Genomic DNA, 18,929 nt, shown 5'->3' with positions numbered 1-18,929 from the left:
GCCAGGCGGAAGGAAAATTATGCAGACAGATGAGAAAAAAATGATGACATATCAGGAAACCATGGACTATATTGACAGCCTGCAGAGCGGCGGGATCGTACCGGGACTTGATAATATCCGGGCATTATGTGAGAAGCTTGGCAATCCGCAGGATGCACTTTCCTTCGTGCATATTGCAGGAACCAATGGAAAAGGGTCTGTTCTCTGTCTGGTTTCCAGTGTGCTGAAGCAGGCGGGCTACCGGACCGGAAGATATATATCACCAACGATCTTTGACTACAGAGAGCGGTTCCAGATCGGGGAGCGGCCGATCAGCAAAAAGGATCTGTGCCTGTATATGACAAGGCTGAAAAAAGCATGTGAGGAGCTGAAGGCAGAAGGAAACAGGCAGCCTACACCCTTTGAAGTAGAGACAGCGCTTGCTTTTCTTTATTTTAAGGAAAAGGACTGTGACATTGTTGTACTGGAAACCGGTATGGGCGGCAGATTGGATGCCACCAATATTATTCAGAATACACTGGTTGCCGTATTTGCATCCATCAGTCTTGACCATATGAGGTTTCTTGGAAACACGCTTGCGGAGATCGCAAGGGAAAAGGCCGGGATCATCAAGCCAGGCTGCAGCGCGGTCAGTGCACCTCAGAAGGAAGAGGTTCTTTCGGTGCTGAAGGCTGCCTGTGAAAAGCAGAAGGTGTCGCTTGACGTAGCAGATCCTGGCAGCCTGAAAAAGATCAAGAGTACCATAAAGGGACAGAGGTTTTCTTATGGAAAGTATCAGGATCTGATGGTCACATTAGCTGGCAGATATCAGCTTGACAATGCCCTGACAGCCCTTCTTGCCCTTCAGCAGCTTTCAGAAAAGGGATTTCCCGTCAAGGAAAAAGATATTTATAAGGGCTTTGCGGAAGGAACCTGGCCAGGAAGATTTGAAGTGATCGGTCAGAAGCCTCTTTTTATCGCAGACGGGGCACATAACAGAGATGGCGCCGCAAGGCTTGCCGATTCCATTGGTTTTTACTTTACAAATAAAAGGATTATCTATATAATAGGAATGTTGAGAGATAAGGAACAGGAGGAGATCCTGAAGGTTACCTGTCCTTATGCAGAGCAGATCCTGACAGTGTCAACAGAAGGGAGCAGAGGACTTACTTCTTATGAGCTGGCACTGAAGGCGAAAGGATTTCATCAGAATGTGACCTGTACGGACAGTGTGGAGGAAGCGATAGAGCTTGCATATCTTATGGCAGATAAGGATACGGTGATCGTGGCATTTGGATCGTTGTCGTATCTGGGGAAGCTGATCACGGCAGTCAGGAATGGTAAGAAAGGCCAGGCGGTAAAACATGGTTGATAAGGATAAAATCAGAGAGGGAATTACATTACTGTTAGAAGGAATGGGAGAGGATCCCCTGCGTGAGGGATTGATCGATACCCCAGACAGGGTAGCGAGAATGTATGAGGAGCTTTGTCAGGGCATGGAGGAGGATCCCGGGGAGCAGCTGTCCAAAGCCTTTCATGCAGAAAATAATGAGATGATCCTGGAAAAGGATATCACCTTTTACTCCATCTGTGAGCATCATCTGATGCCCTTTTATGGAAAGGCACATATTGCCTATATTCCGGATGGAAAAGTGGTAGGGATCAGCAAGCTGGCAAGAACTGTAGAGGTTTATGCCAGAAGACTGCAGATCCAGGAAAAGCTGACAGCTGAGATCGCTGATGCCATTATGGAATATGTAAAGCCCAAGGGAGTCATGGTGCAGCTCAGTGCTGAACATATGTGCATGACTATGCGTGGGGTGAAAAAGCCCGGCAGCCAGACCGTGACACTGGTATCACGGGGCGTTTTCAAGGATAATAAAGAGCTGCAGGATACCTTTTTCCATCTGCTGGCACAATAAAACAGAAAGAAACGGCTTTCCGGAAAGAAACAGAAAAAACGGGGGAAATCATGAAAATAGGAAACAGGGAATTTGATGTAAACAATCATACGTATGTGATGGGGATCCTGAATGTGACACCGGATTCTTTTTCAGATGGCGGTAAGTTCAACGACATGGACAGGGCACTGTTCCATGTAGAGGAGATGATCGCAGAAGGCATGGATATTCTGGATATTGGCGGTGAGTCCACAAGACCGTGGGGCTACACTGTGCTCAGTGTGCAGGAAGAAACAGACCGGGTTATCCCGGTGATCGAGGCGGTGAAGAAACGCTTTGATATCCCCATTTCCCTGGATACCTGCAAGGGGGCTGTAGCAAAGGCCGGAATACAGGCAGGTACTGACCTGATCAATGATATCTGGGGACTGAAATATGACGATACGATGGCGGGCGTGATTGCAGAAGCAGGACTGCCCTGCTGCCTGATGCACAACAGGGACAATACCGATTACCATAACTTTATGGAGGATGTGGCAGCAGATCTTTCTGATACCCTGTTTCTTGCCAGAAAGGCAGGCATCCGGGAAGACGGCATTATCCTGGATCCGGGCGTTGGTTTTGGCAAGACCTATGAAAATAATCTGGAGATCATCAACCGTCTGGAGGAGCTGAAGGTATTTGGTTATCCGATACTGCTTGGAACAAGCAGAAAATCAGTGATTGGATTGACCCTTTCCCTACCGGTAGAAGAGAGAGTAGAGGGAACTCTTGTGACAACCGTATTTGCGGTAATGAAGGGGTGTGCCTTTGTGAGAGTACATGATATCAAAGAGAATGTGAGAGCCATTAAAATGGCAGAGGCGATCAGGAATGGATGAGATCAGGATTGACAATCTGGAGGTTTACGCCGGACATGGTGTATATGAGCATGAGAAGAGAAACGGACAGTCATTTTTCGTGAATGCTGTTCTTTTTTCTGATCTGAAAAGGGCTGGAAAAAGTGATGCCCTTGCTGATTCTACAAGCTATGGAGATATCGCAAGACTGATCTCTCATTTCCTTAGGGAACACCGGTTCCAGCTCTTAGAGGCAGTGGCAGAGGGCTGTGTCAGAGAGATCCTTACGACATTTGATAAAATAGACAGAGTGATCCTGGAAATCCGGAAGCCTTCTGCACCGATCGGGCTTCCCTTTGAATCTGTGTCAGTCAGGATAGAGCGTGGTTTTAAACGTGCCTATGTGGCTGTCGGCTCCAATATGGGAGATAAGAGGAACTATATTCTGGAGGCAGTGGAAAAGCTGAAGGCAGATCAGAAAATAAGACATCTTCGCTGTTCCACGCTCATTGAAACAGAGCCTTACGGGGGAGTAGAGCAGGATGCATTTATCAATGGCGTACTGGAGCTTGATACTCTGTATGAGCCGCTGGAGCTTTTGCATCTCCTTCAGAAGATTGAGCTGGAAGCAGGAAGAGAGCGGAAGATCCACTGGGGACCAAGAACGCTGGATCTGGATATTCTTTTTTATGAGGATTTCGTTTCAGGGACAAAGGAACTGACCGTGCCTCATCCGGATATGCAGAACAGGAGCTTTGTACTGGATCCCATGGATGAACTGAACCCTGGCTATGTGCATCCACTGCTTCAGAAGACGATCCGTCAGATGAAGCTGGAACTGGAAGGAGATAAGAATGACCGGAAATAAAAAATCCCCCGCAGGAATCTGCGAGGAATGTAACTTTTATACCTATGATGATGACTATGAGTGCTATACCTGTGAGCAGGATCTTGATGAGGATGAAATGGCCAGGTTCCTGGCTGATGAATTCAGGGACTGCCCCTACTATCAGCCGGGAAACGAATACCTGGTCGTCAGGAAACAGATGTAATGGCAGCGTTCTTTGCACCATCAAAGGTGCTTACAGAAACAGGGCCGCTTTCTGGTGTGTGGTAAACCGGAACCTCTGTATTGAACTCATTAAAATAAACATACTGGGAAGTGATATTGATATTGCTGTAGTTGCCTTCTGCAACAACCTCCGGTTCACTTCCGTCAAAGCGCATCCGCATAAGAGCAGGGGATGCACTGTCTACCTTCTGATAATAGATATAGGTATTTCCCACATTGAAGAAATCCACACGATCTGTTGTCAGAACCTCCACGCTCTGATCATAAAGGGAATATCTGCAGAGCTGATAATTATTTCCAACATCCATATAGTAAACATAACCATCCTTATAAACCGGGAACCAGAGATCTCCTTCATAGATGACTGAAGAGGTATCTGTCCGGGTATCTAAGGCATACAGGTAATGATCCTTATCCTGTCCATTGTAGTAGATAATGCCATTATCGCAGGAAGCAGGATTGATGATGTCGTCAGAGATAAGCAGGTTCTCTGATTTGTCTGTTTTCAGCTTATAAAACTTCGTAAAGTCTTTGTTATTATATCTCTGATAATACAGATAGTTTCCGCACAGCTGCATGGTAACGGCACCGTCTCTGACAAGACATACGGTGTTATTGCCATTTTTCTTTGTACGGAAGACACCATAAGTACGAAGGACATAACCAAAGCCCTCACCGGCCTTACTGGTATCCATAAAGTAGTACAGGTAATCACCTGCAGCATTGATCGAAGAAACACTGCCATTTCCAAGACGTGTAAACTCTGTTTCGTCAGGATTCATGGAGTAGAGTGCGTAGTTGTCATAGGCATTGGCAAAGTACACCCTGCCATCAGATTCACAGAACAGACCATGCTGGTTCAGATTTCCGGCGGTGTTGCCTGTAACGGAAATATCATTGTCCGGAACCCTTCCTTTGAGTGTGGAAAGAAAGCCTGCGGTAATAAGTAACAGAACGATAACCACAGCAAAAATGATATATTTTCCATTTTTTTTCATGGTGTTTTCTCCCTGGATAAAAGTAAAATAGTTTTCTTTATTATACTGAAAACAGGCAGGGACTGCAATGAAAATGTGGGGCAGATGCTCGCTGCGCTTCCGCAAAGTAAAGAACAGGTAAAATAGAGGCAATTGCTTGCTATCCCTATCCGTTTGGTATAAAATTAATAAAGATTTTATGCGAAAGGAACGGAAGAATATGGACTTGACAGAACTGCGGGGGCAGATCGATGAAATAGACAGCAGCATTGTGGATCTCTACGAAAAAAGGATGGATATTTCCAGACAGGTTGCAGAGTACAAGATTGAGAATGGCAAACAGGTATTTGATAAAGCAAGAGAAGAAGAAAAGATCAGAAAGGTGAAGTCACTCACCCATAACGATTTCAACAGTCATGGGATTGAAGAACTCTTTGAACAGATCATGTCCATGAGCCGTAAACTGCAATATCAGCTTTTGTCTGAGAGAGGAAGTCTGAATAAGCTTCCTTTTATTCAGGTTGACCAGCTTGAAACAGAGAAGGCAAGAGTGGTTTTCCAGGGAGCAGAGGGAGCCTATTCCCAGGCGGCCATGCATCAGTATTTCGGGGACAGGATTGACAGCTTTCATGTAGATACCTTCCGGGATGCCATGATCGCCATTGACGAGGGCAGCGCAGATTATGCAGTACTTCCGATTGAAAATTCAACAGCCGGGATTGTCAGTGAGATTTATGATCTTCTGGTAGAATTTGAAAACTATATTGTAGGGGAACAGATCATTAAGATCGAACACTGTCTGATGGCACTGCCAGGAACAAAGCTGTCAGATATTAAGACGGTATATTCCCATCCACAGTCCCTGATGCAGTCAGCCAGATATCTGAATACACATCCCTGGCAGCAGATCAGCATGCAGAATAATGCTTTTGCTGCAAGAAAGGTAGCAGAGGAGAAGGATAGGACACAGGCAGCCATTGCAAGTGAATATGCAGCAAAGCTGTACGGACTTGAGATCCTTGAGAAGGGTGTGAACCAGTCCAGCACCAATTCCACCCGTTTTATTATCGTGACCAATCAGAAGATATTCCTGAAGAATGCCAGAAAGGTCAGCATCTGCTTTGAGGTAGCCCATGAAAGTGGTTCCCTGTATCATATGCTGTCACATTTCATTTATAATAACCTGAATATGAACCGGATCGAAAGCAGGCCGATCGAGGATCGGAACTGGGAGTACCGTTTCTTTATCGATTTTGACGGAAACCTGTCTGACAGTGCGGTAAAGAATGCACTGAGAGGACTTCGGGATGAAGCAAGGAACATGAAGATCCTTGGCAATTATTAAAGGACACCGGATAAAACAAGAAAAGTCAGTAAGCGAGGAATATAAAATGGCAGTCAGAACATTTGCGGCAATTGATGTAGGATCCTTCGAGCTTTCCATGAAGATCTTTGAGGTTTCAAGGAGAGGGATGAAGGAGATCGACCATATCAGGCGGGAGATCAACATGGGAACAGAGAGCTATACCACAGGCAAGCTTTCCTATGAGAGAGTAGAAGAGCTGTGTGAGGCTCTGCTGGCCTTTTCTGATATCATGAAGACATACCGTGTCAGTGATTACGCTGCCTACGGTACCAGTGCCATAAGGGAGACTGAGAACACTATAATCCTGTTAAATCAGATCGAGGTCAGGACAGGTATCCATATCCAGGTGCTGAGCAATTCTGAACAGCGCTTCCTGGATTATAAGTCCATTGCCTTCCAGGGAGAGGGCTTTTTGAAGATCATTGAAAATCCGACAGCAATTGTGGATATCGGAGGCGGCAGTATACAGATCTCCCTGTTTGATAAGGACAAGCTTGTTTCTACCCAGAATATGAAGCTCGGGGTTTTACGTCTGCAGGAAAGACTCCGCCATATGAATGCAGGGGTGAAACAGTCTGATGACCTGATCACAGAGCTTGTAGATTCCCAGATGCTGACCTATAAGAAGCTGTACCTGAAGGACAGGGAGATCCGGAATATCATCATCGTAGATGATTATGTTTCCATGCTGCTCCGCAAAAAAAGCCTGGAGCATGAAATGACAGGCTATGCAGGCAGAGAGCTGTTTGAAAAGTTTGAAAAAGCCTATCATTCGCAGCGTACAGGAGAGCTGGCAAAGAAATGGGATGTTCCGGAAGAGAATATGCCAATGCTCCATATTTCCCTGATGCTGTTAAAACGGATCATGGAGATCATGGGAGCGGAACTGATCTGGGCACCCGGGGTGACTCTTTGTGACGGTATCGCATATGAATATGCAGAGAAGAATAAAATAGTAGCAGCCTCTCATGATTTTGAACAGGATATCATAGCCTGTGCGCAGAATATCAGTAAACGTTATCGTGGCAGCAGCAAAAGGAGTGCCACACTGGAGCAGATCGCACTGCATATATTTGACCACACACGGAAGATCCACGGCCTTGGCAGACGGGAGAGACTTCTTCTGCAGCTGTCAACGATTTTGCATGACTGCGGCAAGTATATCAGCATGGTAAACCTCGGGGAGTGCTCATACAGTATCATCATGGCAACAGAGATCATTGGTCTGTCCCATAAGGAAAGGGAGATCGTGGCCAATGTAGTTAAATTTAATCATCTGGAATTTGATTATTATGAGGAGATGGCAAGGTACAGTACGATTGACAGAGAGGCTTATCTTGTAGTTGCCAAACTGACAGCGATCCTGCGGCTTGCAAACGGACTTGACAGGAGCCATAAACAGAAATTCAAGGATGTACGTACTACATTGAAGGATGATAAGCTTATTATCACAGTAGATACGAATGAGGATATTACACTGGAAAAGGGGCTGTTTGATGCCAGGGCAGGGTTCTTCCAGGAGGTATATAATGTGCGGCCTGTCATAAAGCAGAAGCGTACGGTCAATGGATGAGAGTTTTTGACAGAAAGGAAGTAACAGGAATGAATGAGACAAAAGGTGAAAGCAGCTATAAGGATCCTTCTAATTACATAAACAGGGAGCTTTCCTGGGTGCTTTTTGATAAGAGAGTTCTGGGTGAAGCGAGGGATAAACAGAATCCGCTGTTTGAGAGGCTTAAGTTTCTTAGTATCACAGCGTCTAATCTGGATGAGTTTTTCATGGTAAGGGTGGCTTCCCTGAAGGATATGGTGAATGCGGGCTATGAGAAGAAGGATATCGCCGGTATGACACCGCTTCAGCAGCTGGAGGCACTCAATGTGGCGACACACAGTCTGGTAAAGGAACAGTATAGTATTTACAATAAGACACTGCTCCCTCTTCTTCTGGAGAATGGGCTCCGGGTGATCAGACGCCATGAAGAGCTTACGGAGGAAGAAGGAAAATTTGTGGACCGTTTCTTCGAAGAAAATGTGTACCCGGTCCTGACACCTATGGCGGTTGACAGCTCAAGGCCATTTCCACTGATCAGGAACAAGTCACTGAATATCGGTGCCCTTGTGAAGAAGAAAAATGGGGAAGGAGAGCTGGAATTTGCTACTGTTCAGGTGCCAAGCGTCCTGCAGAGGATTGTAGTCCTTCCAGAGGAAGAGGGAAAAGAAAAGACAGTGATCCTTCTGGAAGAAGTCATTGAACGGAATATCCAGAAGCTGTTCCTGAATTATGATATCGTATGCTCTTATCCCTTCCGTATCATGAGAAATGCTGACTTTTCCCTGGATGAGGATGAGGCAGAGGATCTCCTGAAGGAGATTGAGAAGCAGTTAAAGAAGAGACAGTGGGGACAGGCGATCAGACTCGAAGTGGAGGATGGGATCGATAAGAGACTGCTTGCCATCATCAAGGCAGAGCTGTCTATCGGGGATGGAGATATTTACCGGATCGATGGACCGCTTGATCTGACCTTCCTTATGAAGATGTATGGGCTGTCGGGCTTTGATGCTCTGAAGGAGCAGGGCTATGCAAAGCCACAGCCTGTACCGCAGCTTCCGGCAGACTGTAATATTTTTGAAGAGATCAGCAAGGGAGATATCCTGCTGCACCATCCCTATGAGACCTTTACCCCGGTGGTGGATTTCATCAGGCAGGCAGCAAGGGATAAGGATGTGCTGGCGATCAAGCAGACACTGTACCGTGTCAGCGGTAATTCCCCGATTATTGCAGCACTTGCACAGGCTGCCGAGAATGGAAAACAGGTTACTGTACTGGTAGAATTAAAAGCCAGATTTGATGAGGAAAATAATATCGTATGGGCGAAGATGCTGGAGAAGGCAGGCTGCCACGTTATTTACGGACTGGTGGGACTGAAGACACACAGCAAGATCACTCTGGTAGTACGTCAGGAGGAAGACGGTATCCGCAGATATGTACATCTTGGAACCGGAAACTATAATGATGCCACAGCAAAGCTTTATACTGATGTTGGACTTCTGACATGTGCAGAACCGATCGGTGAGGATGCCACAGCGGTATTCAATATGCTGTCCGGTTACTCGGAGCCTCTTGGCTGGAATAAGCTTTCTGTAGCGCCTCTGTGGTTGAAGGATAAGTTCCTGTATCTGATCAACAGGGAAAAGAAAAATGCAGAGGCCGGCAGGGAGGGACATATCATAGCAAAGGTAAACAGCCTTTGTGATAAGGATATTATTGAAGCCTTATATGAAGCTGGTGCGGCAGGAGTGAAGATCGAGCTGATCATCAGAGGTATCTGCTGTCTGAAAACGGGGCTTCCCGGAATCGGAAGAAATATTACAGTGCGTTCCATTGTAGGAAATTTCCTGGAGCACAGCCGTATCTTTTATTTTGCCAATGACGGAAGAGAGGAATTTTACTGTGCCAGTGCTGACTGGATGCCAAGAAACCTGGAAAGACGTGTGGAGATCATGTTCCCGGTGGAGGAACCGGTACTTCGTGAAAAGCTGATGCACATCCTGACCACTCAGCTTAAGGATACTGTCAAGGCAAGCATCCTGACGGCCGAGGGAATCTATGAAAAGGTTGATAAGAGAGGCAAGGAGCTGATCAATTCCCAGCAGACCTTCTGCAGGGAAGCAGTGGAGGCAGCAAGGGTTTTAGAAGAAGCCGTAAATCACAGAGTATTTATCCCGGAGATGCATCATGAATAATAAGAAGATCATACTGGCAAGTGGTTCCCCAAGGAGAAAGGAACTGCTTTCCCAGATCGGCCTTTCCTTTACGGTAAGGGTAAGTGAGGCTGATGAACATACAGAGGAAACGAAACCGGAGAAGCTTGTCTGCATTCTGTCAGAGCGGAAGACACTGGCCGTATGGGATGAGCTGACAGAGGAAGAGAAGAAGGAGAGTATCCTGATCGGCGCGGATACAGTAGTTGCTGTAGACGACAGGATTCTTGGAAAGCCGGCTGATGAGACGGAAGCGTTCCAGATGATAAAGCTTCTTCAGGGGAGATCCCATCAGGTTTATACCGGCGTGACGATCCTTAGGCAGGGTGGCCTGCAGCCTTTTGAGGACGAAACAAATACATGCAGTATACAGAAAAAGCAGTTTTTCGAAAAGACAGATGTACTGGTATATCCCATGAGTGAGGAAGAGATCGCTGCTTATGTGAAGACGGGAGAGCCGCTTGATAAGGCGGGCGCCTATGGCATACAGGGAAGCTTCGCCGCTTATATCCAGGGTATAAACGGCGACTACAGTAATGTAGTAGGACTTCCTGTCGGACGGTTGTATCATGAAATATAAACAGACCAAAGGAGAACTGATATGGATGAGTTTGATGATGTAGTAGTACGGTGCTTTTTAAAAAAGCAGCGCCAGCTGTTCCCGGAGAATGTGGCAGAGACACCGGAGGAAGCAGAAGCCTTTCTGCAGGACTGCTTTGCCGTTGTTGTTGATTCTCTGAAGGAGGTATGGGAATTTTTTGAAGAAGAAGGAATTGATACGGAGGGCATGAAGGGAGACGATATCCTGAAGGCGGAAGAAGTATTTGATGTAGGAGATGGAAGGTACCTGATTGTAGAAGGTTAAGACAGGATAGACAAAAAGGCTGTTGCAGTGCACGGAGGCGTGATACTGTGATGGCCTTTTTGTATCTGGAAAAAAAGATCCAGAGAAGTAAGCTTTGGATTGAATGAAAAAGCAAATAATGATAAACTGAATGACAGATTCTACAGAATAAGACAAATACAGACTATGCGAAGTGAATTTCGTATAATTTCTTATTTTGCGAAGATCACATTCAAAATTGTTTCATGGAATTTCTTATTTTGCGAAGATCAAAGCGGGAATATTTTACGATACGGAAAATGCTTTCTATTGATACAAAGGTTAATATACAATATATTTTGCATAAAATCAATGTTTCAATATGAACTTTAATTGTTTTTTTAGCAATACATAACTGGCAGAGCTTGAAAAACACCGATTTCAAGGGCATTATCCAATACTAATTTTTTATGAACCGTCATTTTTATGGTCAGCAGGAAAGGAGTTACCAAATGCCCAGAAGAGGTACCAATATCTACAAACGAAAAGATGGAAGATGGGAGGGGAGGATTCCCTATGAGCATCCTTCCCATCAAAAAAAATACCATTCCGTCTACGGAAAGACCTATCAGGAAACAAAACAGAAAATGGAGCAGGAACGGGAGCTGCTAAGGGTACTGAACAATTACGAAGATCTTGAGATAAAGGCTGCAGCAGAAATCTGGCTGACTGACAGGGATCCCTATCTGAAGGTATCCACCATAGCAGCCTACAGAAATATCATTGAAACACATATTATCCCACAGACAGGCAATATCAAAGTGACCAGATTTACACAGAGGGAAATGGAACGCTTCGCAGCAGGTCTCCGTTCAGCCGAAAAAGGATATTCTCTGTCTCTTACCTACAGCAGAAGCATTTGTGCACTTCTGCTGACAATTTTGTCCTATGCCAGGAAAAAATATGGTTATCATATGATACTGCCTGAAAATCCAATATCCACAGAAAAGAAAAAGCAGCTCCAGCTTCCAGGGGAAAACAGTCTCCACAGGCTGGAGGATTACCTGATCACACATGCGGAAGACGATACCTGCCTTGGGATTCTGATCGCTTTTCATACGGGTATAAGACTGGGGGAGCTCTGTGCCCTCACATGGGAATGCATTGACCTTGAGGAAAGCGTTCTTTCTATCAAAAGAAGCATGCAGCGGACATCAGGAAAAATCGAAGCAGGAAAAACAGAGATCGTCCTGCAGGAGCCCAAATCCCTGACCTCCCTCCGGAGCATTCCCCTGCCGCCTGTACTGCTTCCTTTCCTGAAGCAATACAGGCAGCCGGATCCCTGTTATGTGATCCGCGGAAAAAAGAAACCCTTTGCAGAGCCAAGGACTGTGCAGTACCGTTTCTCAAAGATCCTTAAGCAATGCCAAAGCGAGGATTTTCATTTTCATATGCTCAGACATGCCTTTGCCACCAGATGCATCGATATGGGATTCGATGTCAAAAGTCTCAGTGAAATCCTGGGACACAGCAATGTCCAGATCACCATGAATCTGTATGTCCACTCTACCATGCAGCGAAAAAAGCAGTTAATGAATCTTTTTACAGCAAAGCTACCGGAAGAAATGCAGTATCCGCCTTTATCCTATAACACGTCAGAATAATGGTCAGCAGGACGGGAAACCGTCCTGTTTTTCTATGCTTTCCAGCCATTTCGCAAAATAAGAAATTTTACGAAAAATATTATTTACGATATATGGAACAAATATACAGCAAACATATTTTACATGACGAGGTGAAACGGCATGAAATATATGGATATTCATTCCCATCTGCTGCCTGGCATTGATGATGGGGCCAGGGATTTTAAAATAAGCATGGAAATGTTTCGCATCGCAGAGAAAAACGGGATCGGGGCAATGATCCTGACACCCCATTATAAACCCATGCATCATAATGCATCACCGGCTACGATCCGGCGGCTGATCAGTGAGATAGAAGAAAAGCTGAAGGAAGAGAAGATAGAGATCCAGCTTTATCCAGGAAACGAGATCTACTATCACAGTGAAGCTGTCTCACAGGCACTTGAGGGAAGGCTGTGTACCATGGCGGGGAGCAGCTATGTACTTGTGGAATTTAATCCCATGGATGAGTTTGAATATATCAGGAATGGTCTGTACCAGTTCCTGGCAGAGGGCTTCCGGCCTGTTCTGGCACATGTGGAGAGATACCGCTGCATGACCGGCAAAGCTGACCGGGCTGAGGAGCTGACTGGCATGGGAGCTTACATACAGGTAAATGCAGGCAGCATTATGGGATGCTATGGTCTGCAGATCAAAATGTTTACCAGAGGTCTGCTGAAAAGAAAAGCGGTCCATTTCGTGGCAACGGATGCCCATGATACGAAAAACAGAGCTCCGGAGCTTAGCGAGTGTGCCAGATTTTTGGTTAAAAAGTTTGGAGAAGATTACACACGGGAGCTGCTTTATGAGAATCCAATGAAGCTCGTCCAGAATGAATATATATAAGCTTCCGGACAAAGAGAGACCTGACGAAGGAAAAGTAGATAACAGGCAGAATATACAGGAGATAAAGAAAACTATGGAACAACAAATGCAAACAAACACCTCTGTGGCGGGCAGAAATGATGATGACATGATAGAGATCGATCTGCTGGAGGTTTTCCAGATACTTCTTGGCAGGATCTGGCTGATCATAAGTGCCGGACTTTTCTGTGCACTTGCCTGCTTTGCCTTCAGCAAATTCGTACTGGTTCCGACTTATGAATCCACCACCAAAATCTATATCCTGAATAAGACAAGTGAATCTACAGTGACCTACAGTGATGTACAGCTTGGCAGCCAGCTGACCAAGGACTATGCGGAGCTGATCAACAGCCGGTATGTTTTGGAGGAGGTGATCCAGGAGCTGGCGCTTGATATGGATTATGATGTGCTGCTGAAAAAGGTCAGTGTATCTACGCCGACAGATACCCGTATCGTTTCGATCACGGTAGAGGATTCAGACCCTGTAATGGCTATGAATATCGCCAATGCCATCCGGGAGGCTGCAAGTAGCCATATCCAGAACGTAATGGATATAGAGGCGGTAAATGTGGTGGAGACAGCAAACATGCCCACTGAAAAGGCAGGACCGAGCGTAGTGAAATGGAGCCTGATCGGAGGGATCATCGGTGTGCTTCTCGTCAGTGCCATTGTGATCATACAGTATCTTATGGATGATACGATCAAGACCAGTGATGATGTGGAGAAATATCTGGGACTCAGTACACTGGCACTGATCCCGGTCGCAGTAGAGGAAACAGAGAATAAGAAGAAAAAACGCAGAAAGCACTGACACAGGGCAGGAACAGTGAAGCCGAAAATGACCAGATGACAAGGTGAAAAAACATGCAGAATGTAAAACTACAGTTTGAAAAAAAGAATAATGATTACCGGATCCGGGAGGCCTTTAAGACACTCAGATCCAATATTGAATTCTGTGGCGGGGATGTGAAGGTGATCGCAGTTACGAGCTGCACCCCGAATGAAGGAAAGTCCAGTGTGGCAATGGAAATGGCGAGAGCCTTTGCTGAGGCAGGAAGCAAGACCATGCTGATCGACGCTGATATGAGAAAAAGTGTCCTTGTCGGCCGGTATAAGACAGGTGCTGTCCGGAAGGGACTGACACATTGCCTGATCGGAAAAGCCAACTATCTGGAGGTTATGTGTGAGACAAATGTTCCAAATTTGTATGTCACCTTTTCCGGACCGGTACCGCCAAATCCCAGCGAGCTTCTTGGAGGAGAAAAGTTCCGCTCTATCCTGAATGTCCTTCGAAGCTCCTTTGACTATGTGATCGTGGATACACCCCCACTTGGCAGTGTCATCGATGCGGCTGTTGCCGCAAAGAGCTGTGACGGTACAGTGCTTGTCATCGAGAGCAATGCCATCAGCTACCGCTTTGCCCAGAAGGTCAAGGAACAGCTCGATAAGACCGGAAGCCGTATCCTTGGTGTAGTCCTGAATAAGGTGGACATGAATGGGAAGGGCTATTATGGCCATTACGGGAAATATTATGGCAAATACTATGGAAAATATTATGGAAACTACGGATCTGAAACGGCTTCCAGACAGGAGAAGAGCTCTTTGGAGAATGAGGTGCGCCAGTTCCGGGATGATATGGTAGAGGATCCTGAAAAAGGAAGAGCTGCTCAGAAAATATCAGAGGCAGGTAAAGATCCAGAAGACATTGAATTCATTGAGGACATTTAGGAAGACAGAGTATGAAGCAGAGCAAAGTGATCGGAATTATTCTTGTAGTGTTGAATATAGCACTGGCTGTTGTCTGTATCATCCTTTCTGCAGGACAGGATAAAACAAAGCCGGTATTTGATTTCCAGGCAGCGGAGGTTGTTTACCGGGCAGGAATGGATGAGGAAAAACTGAAGGAGGGGATCACAGCCAGGGACAATGTAGACGGTGATATCACAGACCGGATCGTTGTGGAAAAGATCGTGACGGATCCGGCAGAAAATACAGCAGTTGTATTTTTCGCAGTCAGTGACAGAGCCGGCAATGTCGCCAAGTGCTCCAAGGTATTCCCTGCTTCCCTGGAGGGAGAAAACGAAGAGCTGGCAGACCAGCTGACGCAGGCAGGCTATGATGCAGCCTTTGCATCGGAAAGCAGCCTGACGGCTGAACATACTGATGCTTCAGCGGATCAGGAAAATGAAACGGACAATTCTGAAAATGCAGAGAATGAGGAACAGCCAGAGGATGCGGAGTCTTTAGAAAACCCGTCACCTACAGCCTCACCAAGACCGACCAGAACACCGGAGAATACACCGAAGCCAGAGCCGGAACAGGAGGCAGTGAAAGAGCAGAAGCCCGCGGAAGCACCAAAAACAAATGATGCAGCACCGGTACTCAGCCTGAAGCAGAATTCTGTGAAGGTAGCGGCTGGTTCTTCACCGGCATGGGTGAATCTGATCGGAACCCTGAGGGATGACAAGGACAGCTATGAAACCCTGTTCAGGAACCTGAAGGTCAGTAAATATGATGTCAATAAACCGGGTACATATGAAGTGACGGTCCAGACAGAGGATTCGGATGGCAACAGATCAGCTGCGGTGCCGATCACGATACAGGTGCAGTAGGACAGAGCGGCAGGCACTGGGAAAATAAGAGGACAGCAAAGACATGACTAAAAAGGAAAAACGGGATCTTCGGATCAATCAGGAAAAGGAATATCTTCTGGATCCTGAATATGTGGCAGCAAAAAAGAAAAAGAGAAAGAAAAAACTGGCGTTCACAATTGTAATTGAACTGATAGCAGTGGCAGCCCTGATCGTGTCAGCCTTCCAGATCGTCCGCGCGGTCGGTAAAAAAAGCCTTACCAGCAAGGCAGAGGAAGCTGCGCCGGATCTGAACCTGGTCCGTGCATCGGAGACACTGACGGAAGAGGAAGAAACGAAGTGGCAGGAGGGCTGGGTGAAGTATAATGGCAGCATTTATGCCTACAACGAAGATATCAGGACCTTCCTGTTTATGGGAATTGATAAGAAGAGTGATGTGAAGGAAGTAGAAGAAGGGACAAAGGGCGGCCAGGCAGATGCCCTGTTTCTGGCAGTGATGAATCCTCATGATAAGACGCTTAAAATCGTCGGCATCAACCGGAACACCATGGCAGATGTGGATATTTATAATGATAGCGGCGCCTATGTGACGACCCAAAAGGCACAGATCACTGTCCAGCACGGCTTTGGAAATGGTGTAGAGGAAAGCTGTGAATATCAGAAAAAAGCAGTCAGCAGACTGTTTTACGGACTGCCGATCCATGGCTATGCCGCCATCAACATGAGTGCGATCCCGACCATAAATGATGCGGTAGGGGGTGTGGATGTGACAGTACTTGATGATCTGACGAAGTATGACAGCTCCCTGAAAAAGGATGCCAAGGTGCATCTGATGGGAGAAGCCGCCTTCTGGTATGTGAAGGCCAGGGATGTGAATGTGTTTGGCTCGGCGGATATGCGGCTTGCCAGACAGAAGCAGTACCTGAATGCCTATGTACAGGCAGCCAGGTCGGCAGCAAAGAAGGATATCACAGTAGCCCTTGATCTGTATCAGGCAGTGGTGCCGCAGATGGTAACGGATATTTCCGCAGACGAGGTGGCATACCTTGCGCCGATCCTTGTGGATTACAGCTTTGATGAAAACAGCTTTTACATGATGCAGGGAGAAACCGTCATGGGAGATGAATTTGAAGAGTTCTATCCGGATGAGGATGCTCTTTATGAAATGATCCTGAATATTTTCTATGAGCCGGTGGAGCAGTAAAAGCATTATACATAAAGAAGGAAGCAGAATGAAAAGAAAATTTTTAACGCTGGGACTTGCCGGGATAATACTGGCCAGCAGCCTGCTGACCGGGTGTGCCGGCAAAGACCAGAATACAGCAGAAACAGAAAATCCAGAAAATACGGAAATGACGGAGAATGCGGGACAGTCTGCAGAAGATCAGAAGCAGACAGGGATCGCTGGTGAAAGCGCTTCCGATTCCCAGATTGACTTCACAGCCCTTCAGGCAGAAAATCCGGATATTTTCGGCTGGCTCTATATACCGGGAACCGGGATCGATGATCCCATCCTGCAGAGTGAAGAGGCAGATGATTATTATGAAACAAGAGATGCCTATGGCAGGGATAATGCTGCAGGCGCTCTGTATACTGAGCTTGCCAATCTGAAAAATATGTGTGATTTCAACACAGTTATTCATGGAAGGGGAGATAGCGAAGCTGCACCCTTTGCAGGATTATACGATTTTGCGGATCCGGATTTTTTTGAAAAGCATGAATATGCCTATATTTATATCGATGGCAATCTTCTGACCTATGAGATCTTTGCAGCCTATGAAAGAGAGGATACCAGTCTGATCAGAACCTATGACTTTACCTATCAGAGTGGATGCCAGCAGTTTATAGATGATCTGTATGGAACCCGTGTCATGGGAATGAACCTGCGGGAAAGCTTTGGAGAGGTAAGTCCATACAATTTCCTGATCACCCTTACGACCAAGAAGGATGCAGCTTCAGATAAACAGTTTGTTGTGATCGCAGCCCTTGTGGGAGATGCTGCAGGAACTATAGACAGAGTTGTTGAATAAAAATAACACAGTAACCTGTGATGCAGGTACAGACTATGCAGGTATCAACACCGGTAAAACGGTGATGATATAAAACCACACTCAGGCTTTCGGCTTTTTGCTGAAAAGAAAGGAGGAGACAGTCCAATGAAAAAGCTTATCGCATGTACCCTGATCGGAGCAATGCTCTGCGGTATGACTGTATCTGCAGCAGGATCACCTTCTGCAGCAGTAGTTGCATCCAGCGTTTCTGCAACAGTAGAAGCAGCTGCAGCAGCTGAAAGTAAGTCAGTCGGTGAGTATACCAACAATGCAATTGTTGAGACTCCCGGACTCCCGGATGCACTTCCGACAGGACAGGGTGGACACGTTATTATTAACGGAGCCCCCAGTAATGTAATTTTCTTCTTAACAAAGGCTAATGCAGCTACTGTTAAGGATGCAAAGGCACAGGCTACTGAGCTTGGCGGAAAGGTTCTTTCTGTATTTGGAACCAAAGCAGTTGTCGGCAAGTTCGAATCTGCTCAGGTTAACTTCTACATGAAGGGCGTGAAGGCAGGCCAGAGCATCAAGGTTTACCAGAAGGTAAACGGTGCATGGGTTGAGGTTAAGGTTGTAGAGATCAGAGAGGATCACGTAGTTGTCGATATGACAAGCCACGGAACTCTTGCCTTTATTGAGGTTCCTGCAGCACAGTAATCCAATCCGGTATTAGTGTTTTTTAGCAGCCAGGCATTCTCAACCTGGCTGCATAATGGGATTTAAAAGTAATCATGCATGATTATTTTTCCGGGTGTGGTCGTCAGTCAGGGGCGTAAGCCTCTGGCTGATATAAAAGGAAGGATGGGCAGACGGCTGTCCTTGCCAGAACCTTGACAATTGCATATCTTACATCGAGATGAATACTGAAAAATAAACGAAATAATGTTCAAAAAACTCCTTGCACAGCGTGAGTATATATGATATAGTGTTTCTATCAGAAAAATCATATCATGTAGTTTCAGGCTTTTCGCCAGAGATTCACTTATGACACAACTAAACAGGCGGAGAGATTGAAATAACAG

At 46.1% G+C, this 18,929-nt stretch carries 19 protein-coding genes; 18 read left to right on the top strand and 1 reads right to left on the bottom strand.

Annotated elements, in window-relative coordinates; translation table 11 throughout:
- Positions 1 to 19: 19 nt before the first annotated feature.
- From OCV77_RS14430 to OCV77_RS14410, 5 genes are read left to right on the top strand one after another with little or no spacing between them, the layout of a single operon-like run.
- Entirely contained in the window at positions 20 to 1,351 is a 1,332-nt protein-coding gene (locus tag OCV77_RS14430) for a bifunctional folylpolyglutamate synthase/dihydrofolate synthase (protein ID WP_262575705.1), read from the top strand.
- Entirely contained in the window at positions 1,344 to 1,901 is a 558-nt protein-coding gene (folE, locus tag OCV77_RS14425) for a GTP cyclohydrolase I FolE (RefSeq protein ID WP_262575704.1), read from the top strand. The genes OCV77_RS14430 and folE overlap by 8 nt, the downstream gene beginning before the upstream one ends.
- Before the next feature lie 50 nt (positions 1,902 to 1,951).
- The gene (gene folP / locus OCV77_RS14420) at positions 1,952 to 2,761 is read left to right on the top strand and encodes a dihydropteroate synthase (RefSeq protein ID WP_262575703.1); all 810 of its coding nucleotides are present in this window, start codon (positions 1,952 to 1,954) and stop codon (positions 2,759 to 2,761) included.
- Positions 2,754 to 3,587, top strand: coding sequence for a 2-amino-4-hydroxy-6-hydroxymethyldihydropteridine diphosphokinase (folK, locus tag OCV77_RS14415; RefSeq protein WP_118799153.1), 834 nt, complete (start codon positions 2,754 to 2,756; stop codon positions 3,585 to 3,587). The genes folP and folK overlap by 8 nt, the downstream gene beginning before the upstream one ends.
- Positions 3,574 to 3,771 carry a DUF6472 family protein gene (locus tag OCV77_RS14410; RefSeq protein ID WP_118799154.1) on the top strand — a complete coding sequence of 66 codons (198 nt, stop codon included), beginning with the start codon at positions 3,574 to 3,576 and terminating at the stop codon, positions 3,769 to 3,771. Before folK ends, OCV77_RS14410 begins: the two co-directional genes overlap by 14 nt.
- Here OCV77_RS14410 and OCV77_RS14405 read toward each other — a convergent pair.
- Complete coding sequence (locus OCV77_RS14405; protein ID WP_262575702.1) at positions 3,755 to 4,789, bottom strand: DUF5050 domain-containing protein; 1,035 nt, start codon at positions 4,787 to 4,789, stop codon at positions 3,755 to 3,757. The two genes, OCV77_RS14410 and OCV77_RS14405, sit on opposite strands and share 17 nt — an antisense overlap.
- Positions 4,790 to 4,988: 199 nt before the next feature.
- On the opposite strand from OCV77_RS14405, the gene pheA reads away from it, so the two are divergent.
- From pheA to OCV77_RS14340, 13 genes are all read left to right on the top strand, one after another.
- The gene (gene pheA, locus OCV77_RS14400) at positions 4,989 to 6,113 is read left to right on the top strand and encodes a prephenate dehydratase (protein WP_118799156.1); all 1,125 of its coding nucleotides are present in this window, start codon (positions 4,989 to 4,991) and stop codon (positions 6,111 to 6,113) included.
- A gap of 46 nt (positions 6,114 to 6,159) precedes the next feature.
- Positions 6,160 to 7,707, top strand: a complete 1,548-nt coding sequence (locus OCV77_RS14395; protein WP_118799157.1) for a Ppx/GppA phosphatase family protein — start codon at positions 6,160 to 6,162, stop codon at positions 7,705 to 7,707.
- Positions 7,708 to 7,736: 29 nt separating this feature from the next.
- Positions 7,737 to 9,878, top strand: coding sequence for an RNA degradosome polyphosphate kinase (locus OCV77_RS14390; RefSeq protein WP_262575700.1), 2,142 nt, complete (start codon positions 7,737 to 7,739; stop codon positions 9,876 to 9,878).
- On the top strand, positions 9,871 to 10,476 hold the full coding sequence (locus OCV77_RS14385) for a Maf family protein (RefSeq protein WP_262575699.1): 606 nt from the start codon (positions 9,871 to 9,873) through the stop codon (positions 10,474 to 10,476). Before OCV77_RS14390 ends, OCV77_RS14385 begins: the two co-directional genes overlap by 8 nt.
- Before the next feature lie 21 nt (positions 10,477 to 10,497).
- The gene (locus tag OCV77_RS14380; RefSeq protein WP_262575698.1) at positions 10,498 to 10,761 is read left to right on the top strand and encodes a glyoxalase; all 264 of its coding nucleotides are present in this window, start codon (positions 10,498 to 10,500) and stop codon (positions 10,759 to 10,761) included.
- 470 nt (positions 10,762 to 11,231) lie between these two features.
- Entirely contained in the window at positions 11,232 to 12,383 is a 1,152-nt protein-coding gene (locus tag OCV77_RS14375; protein ID WP_262575697.1) for a tyrosine-type recombinase/integrase, read from the top strand.
- A 141-nt stretch (positions 12,384 to 12,524) separates the two neighbouring features.
- Positions 12,525 to 13,247 carry a CpsB/CapC family capsule biosynthesis tyrosine phosphatase gene (locus tag OCV77_RS14370; protein WP_262575696.1) on the top strand — a complete coding sequence of 241 codons (723 nt, stop codon included), beginning with the start codon at positions 12,525 to 12,527 and terminating at the stop codon, positions 13,245 to 13,247.
- Between the two features lie 73 nt (positions 13,248 to 13,320).
- Positions 13,321 to 14,076 carry a YveK family protein gene (locus OCV77_RS14365; RefSeq protein WP_262575695.1) on the top strand — a complete coding sequence of 252 codons (756 nt, stop codon included), beginning with the start codon at positions 13,321 to 13,323 and terminating at the stop codon, positions 14,074 to 14,076.
- A gap of 53 nt (positions 14,077 to 14,129) precedes the next feature.
- A complete protein-coding gene (locus OCV77_RS14360) occupies positions 14,130 to 14,993 on the top strand; it encodes a polysaccharide biosynthesis tyrosine autokinase (RefSeq protein WP_262575693.1) in 864 nt (287 codons plus the stop codon).
- Between the two features lie 11 nt (positions 14,994 to 15,004).
- On the top strand, positions 15,005 to 15,877 hold the full coding sequence (locus tag OCV77_RS14355; RefSeq protein ID WP_262575692.1) for a hypothetical protein: 873 nt from the start codon (positions 15,005 to 15,007) through the stop codon (positions 15,875 to 15,877).
- 43 nt (positions 15,878 to 15,920) lie between these two features.
- Complete coding sequence (locus OCV77_RS14350) at positions 15,921 to 17,060, top strand: LCP family protein (protein ID WP_262575690.1); 1,140 nt, start codon at positions 15,921 to 15,923, stop codon at positions 17,058 to 17,060.
- Between the two features lie 28 nt (positions 17,061 to 17,088).
- Positions 17,089 to 17,886 carry a class B sortase gene (locus OCV77_RS14345; RefSeq protein WP_262575688.1) on the top strand — a complete coding sequence of 266 codons (798 nt, stop codon included), beginning with the start codon at positions 17,089 to 17,091 and terminating at the stop codon, positions 17,884 to 17,886.
- 126 nt (positions 17,887 to 18,012) lie between these two features.
- The gene (locus OCV77_RS14340) at positions 18,013 to 18,564 is read left to right on the top strand and encodes a hypothetical protein (protein ID WP_262575686.1); all 552 of its coding nucleotides are present in this window, start codon (positions 18,013 to 18,015) and stop codon (positions 18,562 to 18,564) included.
- The last annotated feature ends 365 nt before the right edge of the window (positions 18,565 to 18,929 follow it).

Source organism: Suilimivivens aceti (assembly GCF_025567405.1).
GTDB lineage: Bacteria > Bacillota > Clostridia > Lachnospirales > Lachnospiraceae > Suilimivivens > Suilimivivens aceti.
Note: the sequence above shows the minus strand (reverse complement) of the source record. Positions and strands in the feature narration are given on the sequence as shown.

Coding starts and splice junctions, on each gene's coding strand:
- OCV77_RS14430 (WP_262575705.1), top strand. CDS start 20: ATGCAGACAGATGAGAAAAAAATGATGACATATCAGGAAACCATGGAC.
- folE (WP_262575704.1), top strand. CDS start 1,344: ATGGTTGATAAGGATAAAATCAGAGAGGGAATTACATTACTGTTAGAA.
- folP (WP_262575703.1), top strand. CDS start 1,952: ATGAAAATAGGAAACAGGGAATTTGATGTAAACAATCATACGTATGTG.
- folK (WP_118799153.1), top strand. CDS start 2,754: ATGGATGAGATCAGGATTGACAATCTGGAGGTTTACGCCGGACATGGT.
- OCV77_RS14410 (WP_118799154.1), top strand. CDS start 3,574: ATGACCGGAAATAAAAAATCCCCCGCAGGAATCTGCGAGGAATGTAAC.
- OCV77_RS14405 (WP_262575702.1), bottom strand. CDS start 4,789: ATGAAAAAAAATGGAAAATATATCATTTTTGCTGTGGTTATCGTTCTG.
- pheA (WP_118799156.1), top strand. CDS start 4,989: ATGGACTTGACAGAACTGCGGGGGCAGATCGATGAAATAGACAGCAGC.
- OCV77_RS14395 (WP_118799157.1), top strand. CDS start 6,160: ATGGCAGTCAGAACATTTGCGGCAATTGATGTAGGATCCTTCGAGCTT.
- OCV77_RS14390 (WP_262575700.1), top strand. CDS start 7,737: ATGAATGAGACAAAAGGTGAAAGCAGCTATAAGGATCCTTCTAATTAC.
- OCV77_RS14385 (WP_262575699.1), top strand. CDS start 9,871: ATGAATAATAAGAAGATCATACTGGCAAGTGGTTCCCCAAGGAGAAAG.
- OCV77_RS14380 (WP_262575698.1), top strand. CDS start 10,498: ATGGATGAGTTTGATGATGTAGTAGTACGGTGCTTTTTAAAAAAGCAG.
- OCV77_RS14375 (WP_262575697.1), top strand. CDS start 11,232: ATGCCCAGAAGAGGTACCAATATCTACAAACGAAAAGATGGAAGATGG.
- OCV77_RS14370 (WP_262575696.1), top strand. CDS start 12,525: ATGAAATATATGGATATTCATTCCCATCTGCTGCCTGGCATTGATGAT.
- OCV77_RS14365 (WP_262575695.1), top strand. CDS start 13,321: ATGGAACAACAAATGCAAACAAACACCTCTGTGGCGGGCAGAAATGAT.
- OCV77_RS14360 (WP_262575693.1), top strand. CDS start 14,130: ATGCAGAATGTAAAACTACAGTTTGAAAAAAAGAATAATGATTACCGG.
- OCV77_RS14355 (WP_262575692.1), top strand. CDS start 15,005: ATGAAGCAGAGCAAAGTGATCGGAATTATTCTTGTAGTGTTGAATATA.
- OCV77_RS14350 (WP_262575690.1), top strand. CDS start 15,921: ATGACTAAAAAGGAAAAACGGGATCTTCGGATCAATCAGGAAAAGGAA.
- OCV77_RS14345 (WP_262575688.1), top strand. CDS start 17,089: ATGAAAAGAAAATTTTTAACGCTGGGACTTGCCGGGATAATACTGGCC.
- OCV77_RS14340 (WP_262575686.1), top strand. CDS start 18,013: ATGAAAAAGCTTATCGCATGTACCCTGATCGGAGCAATGCTCTGCGGT.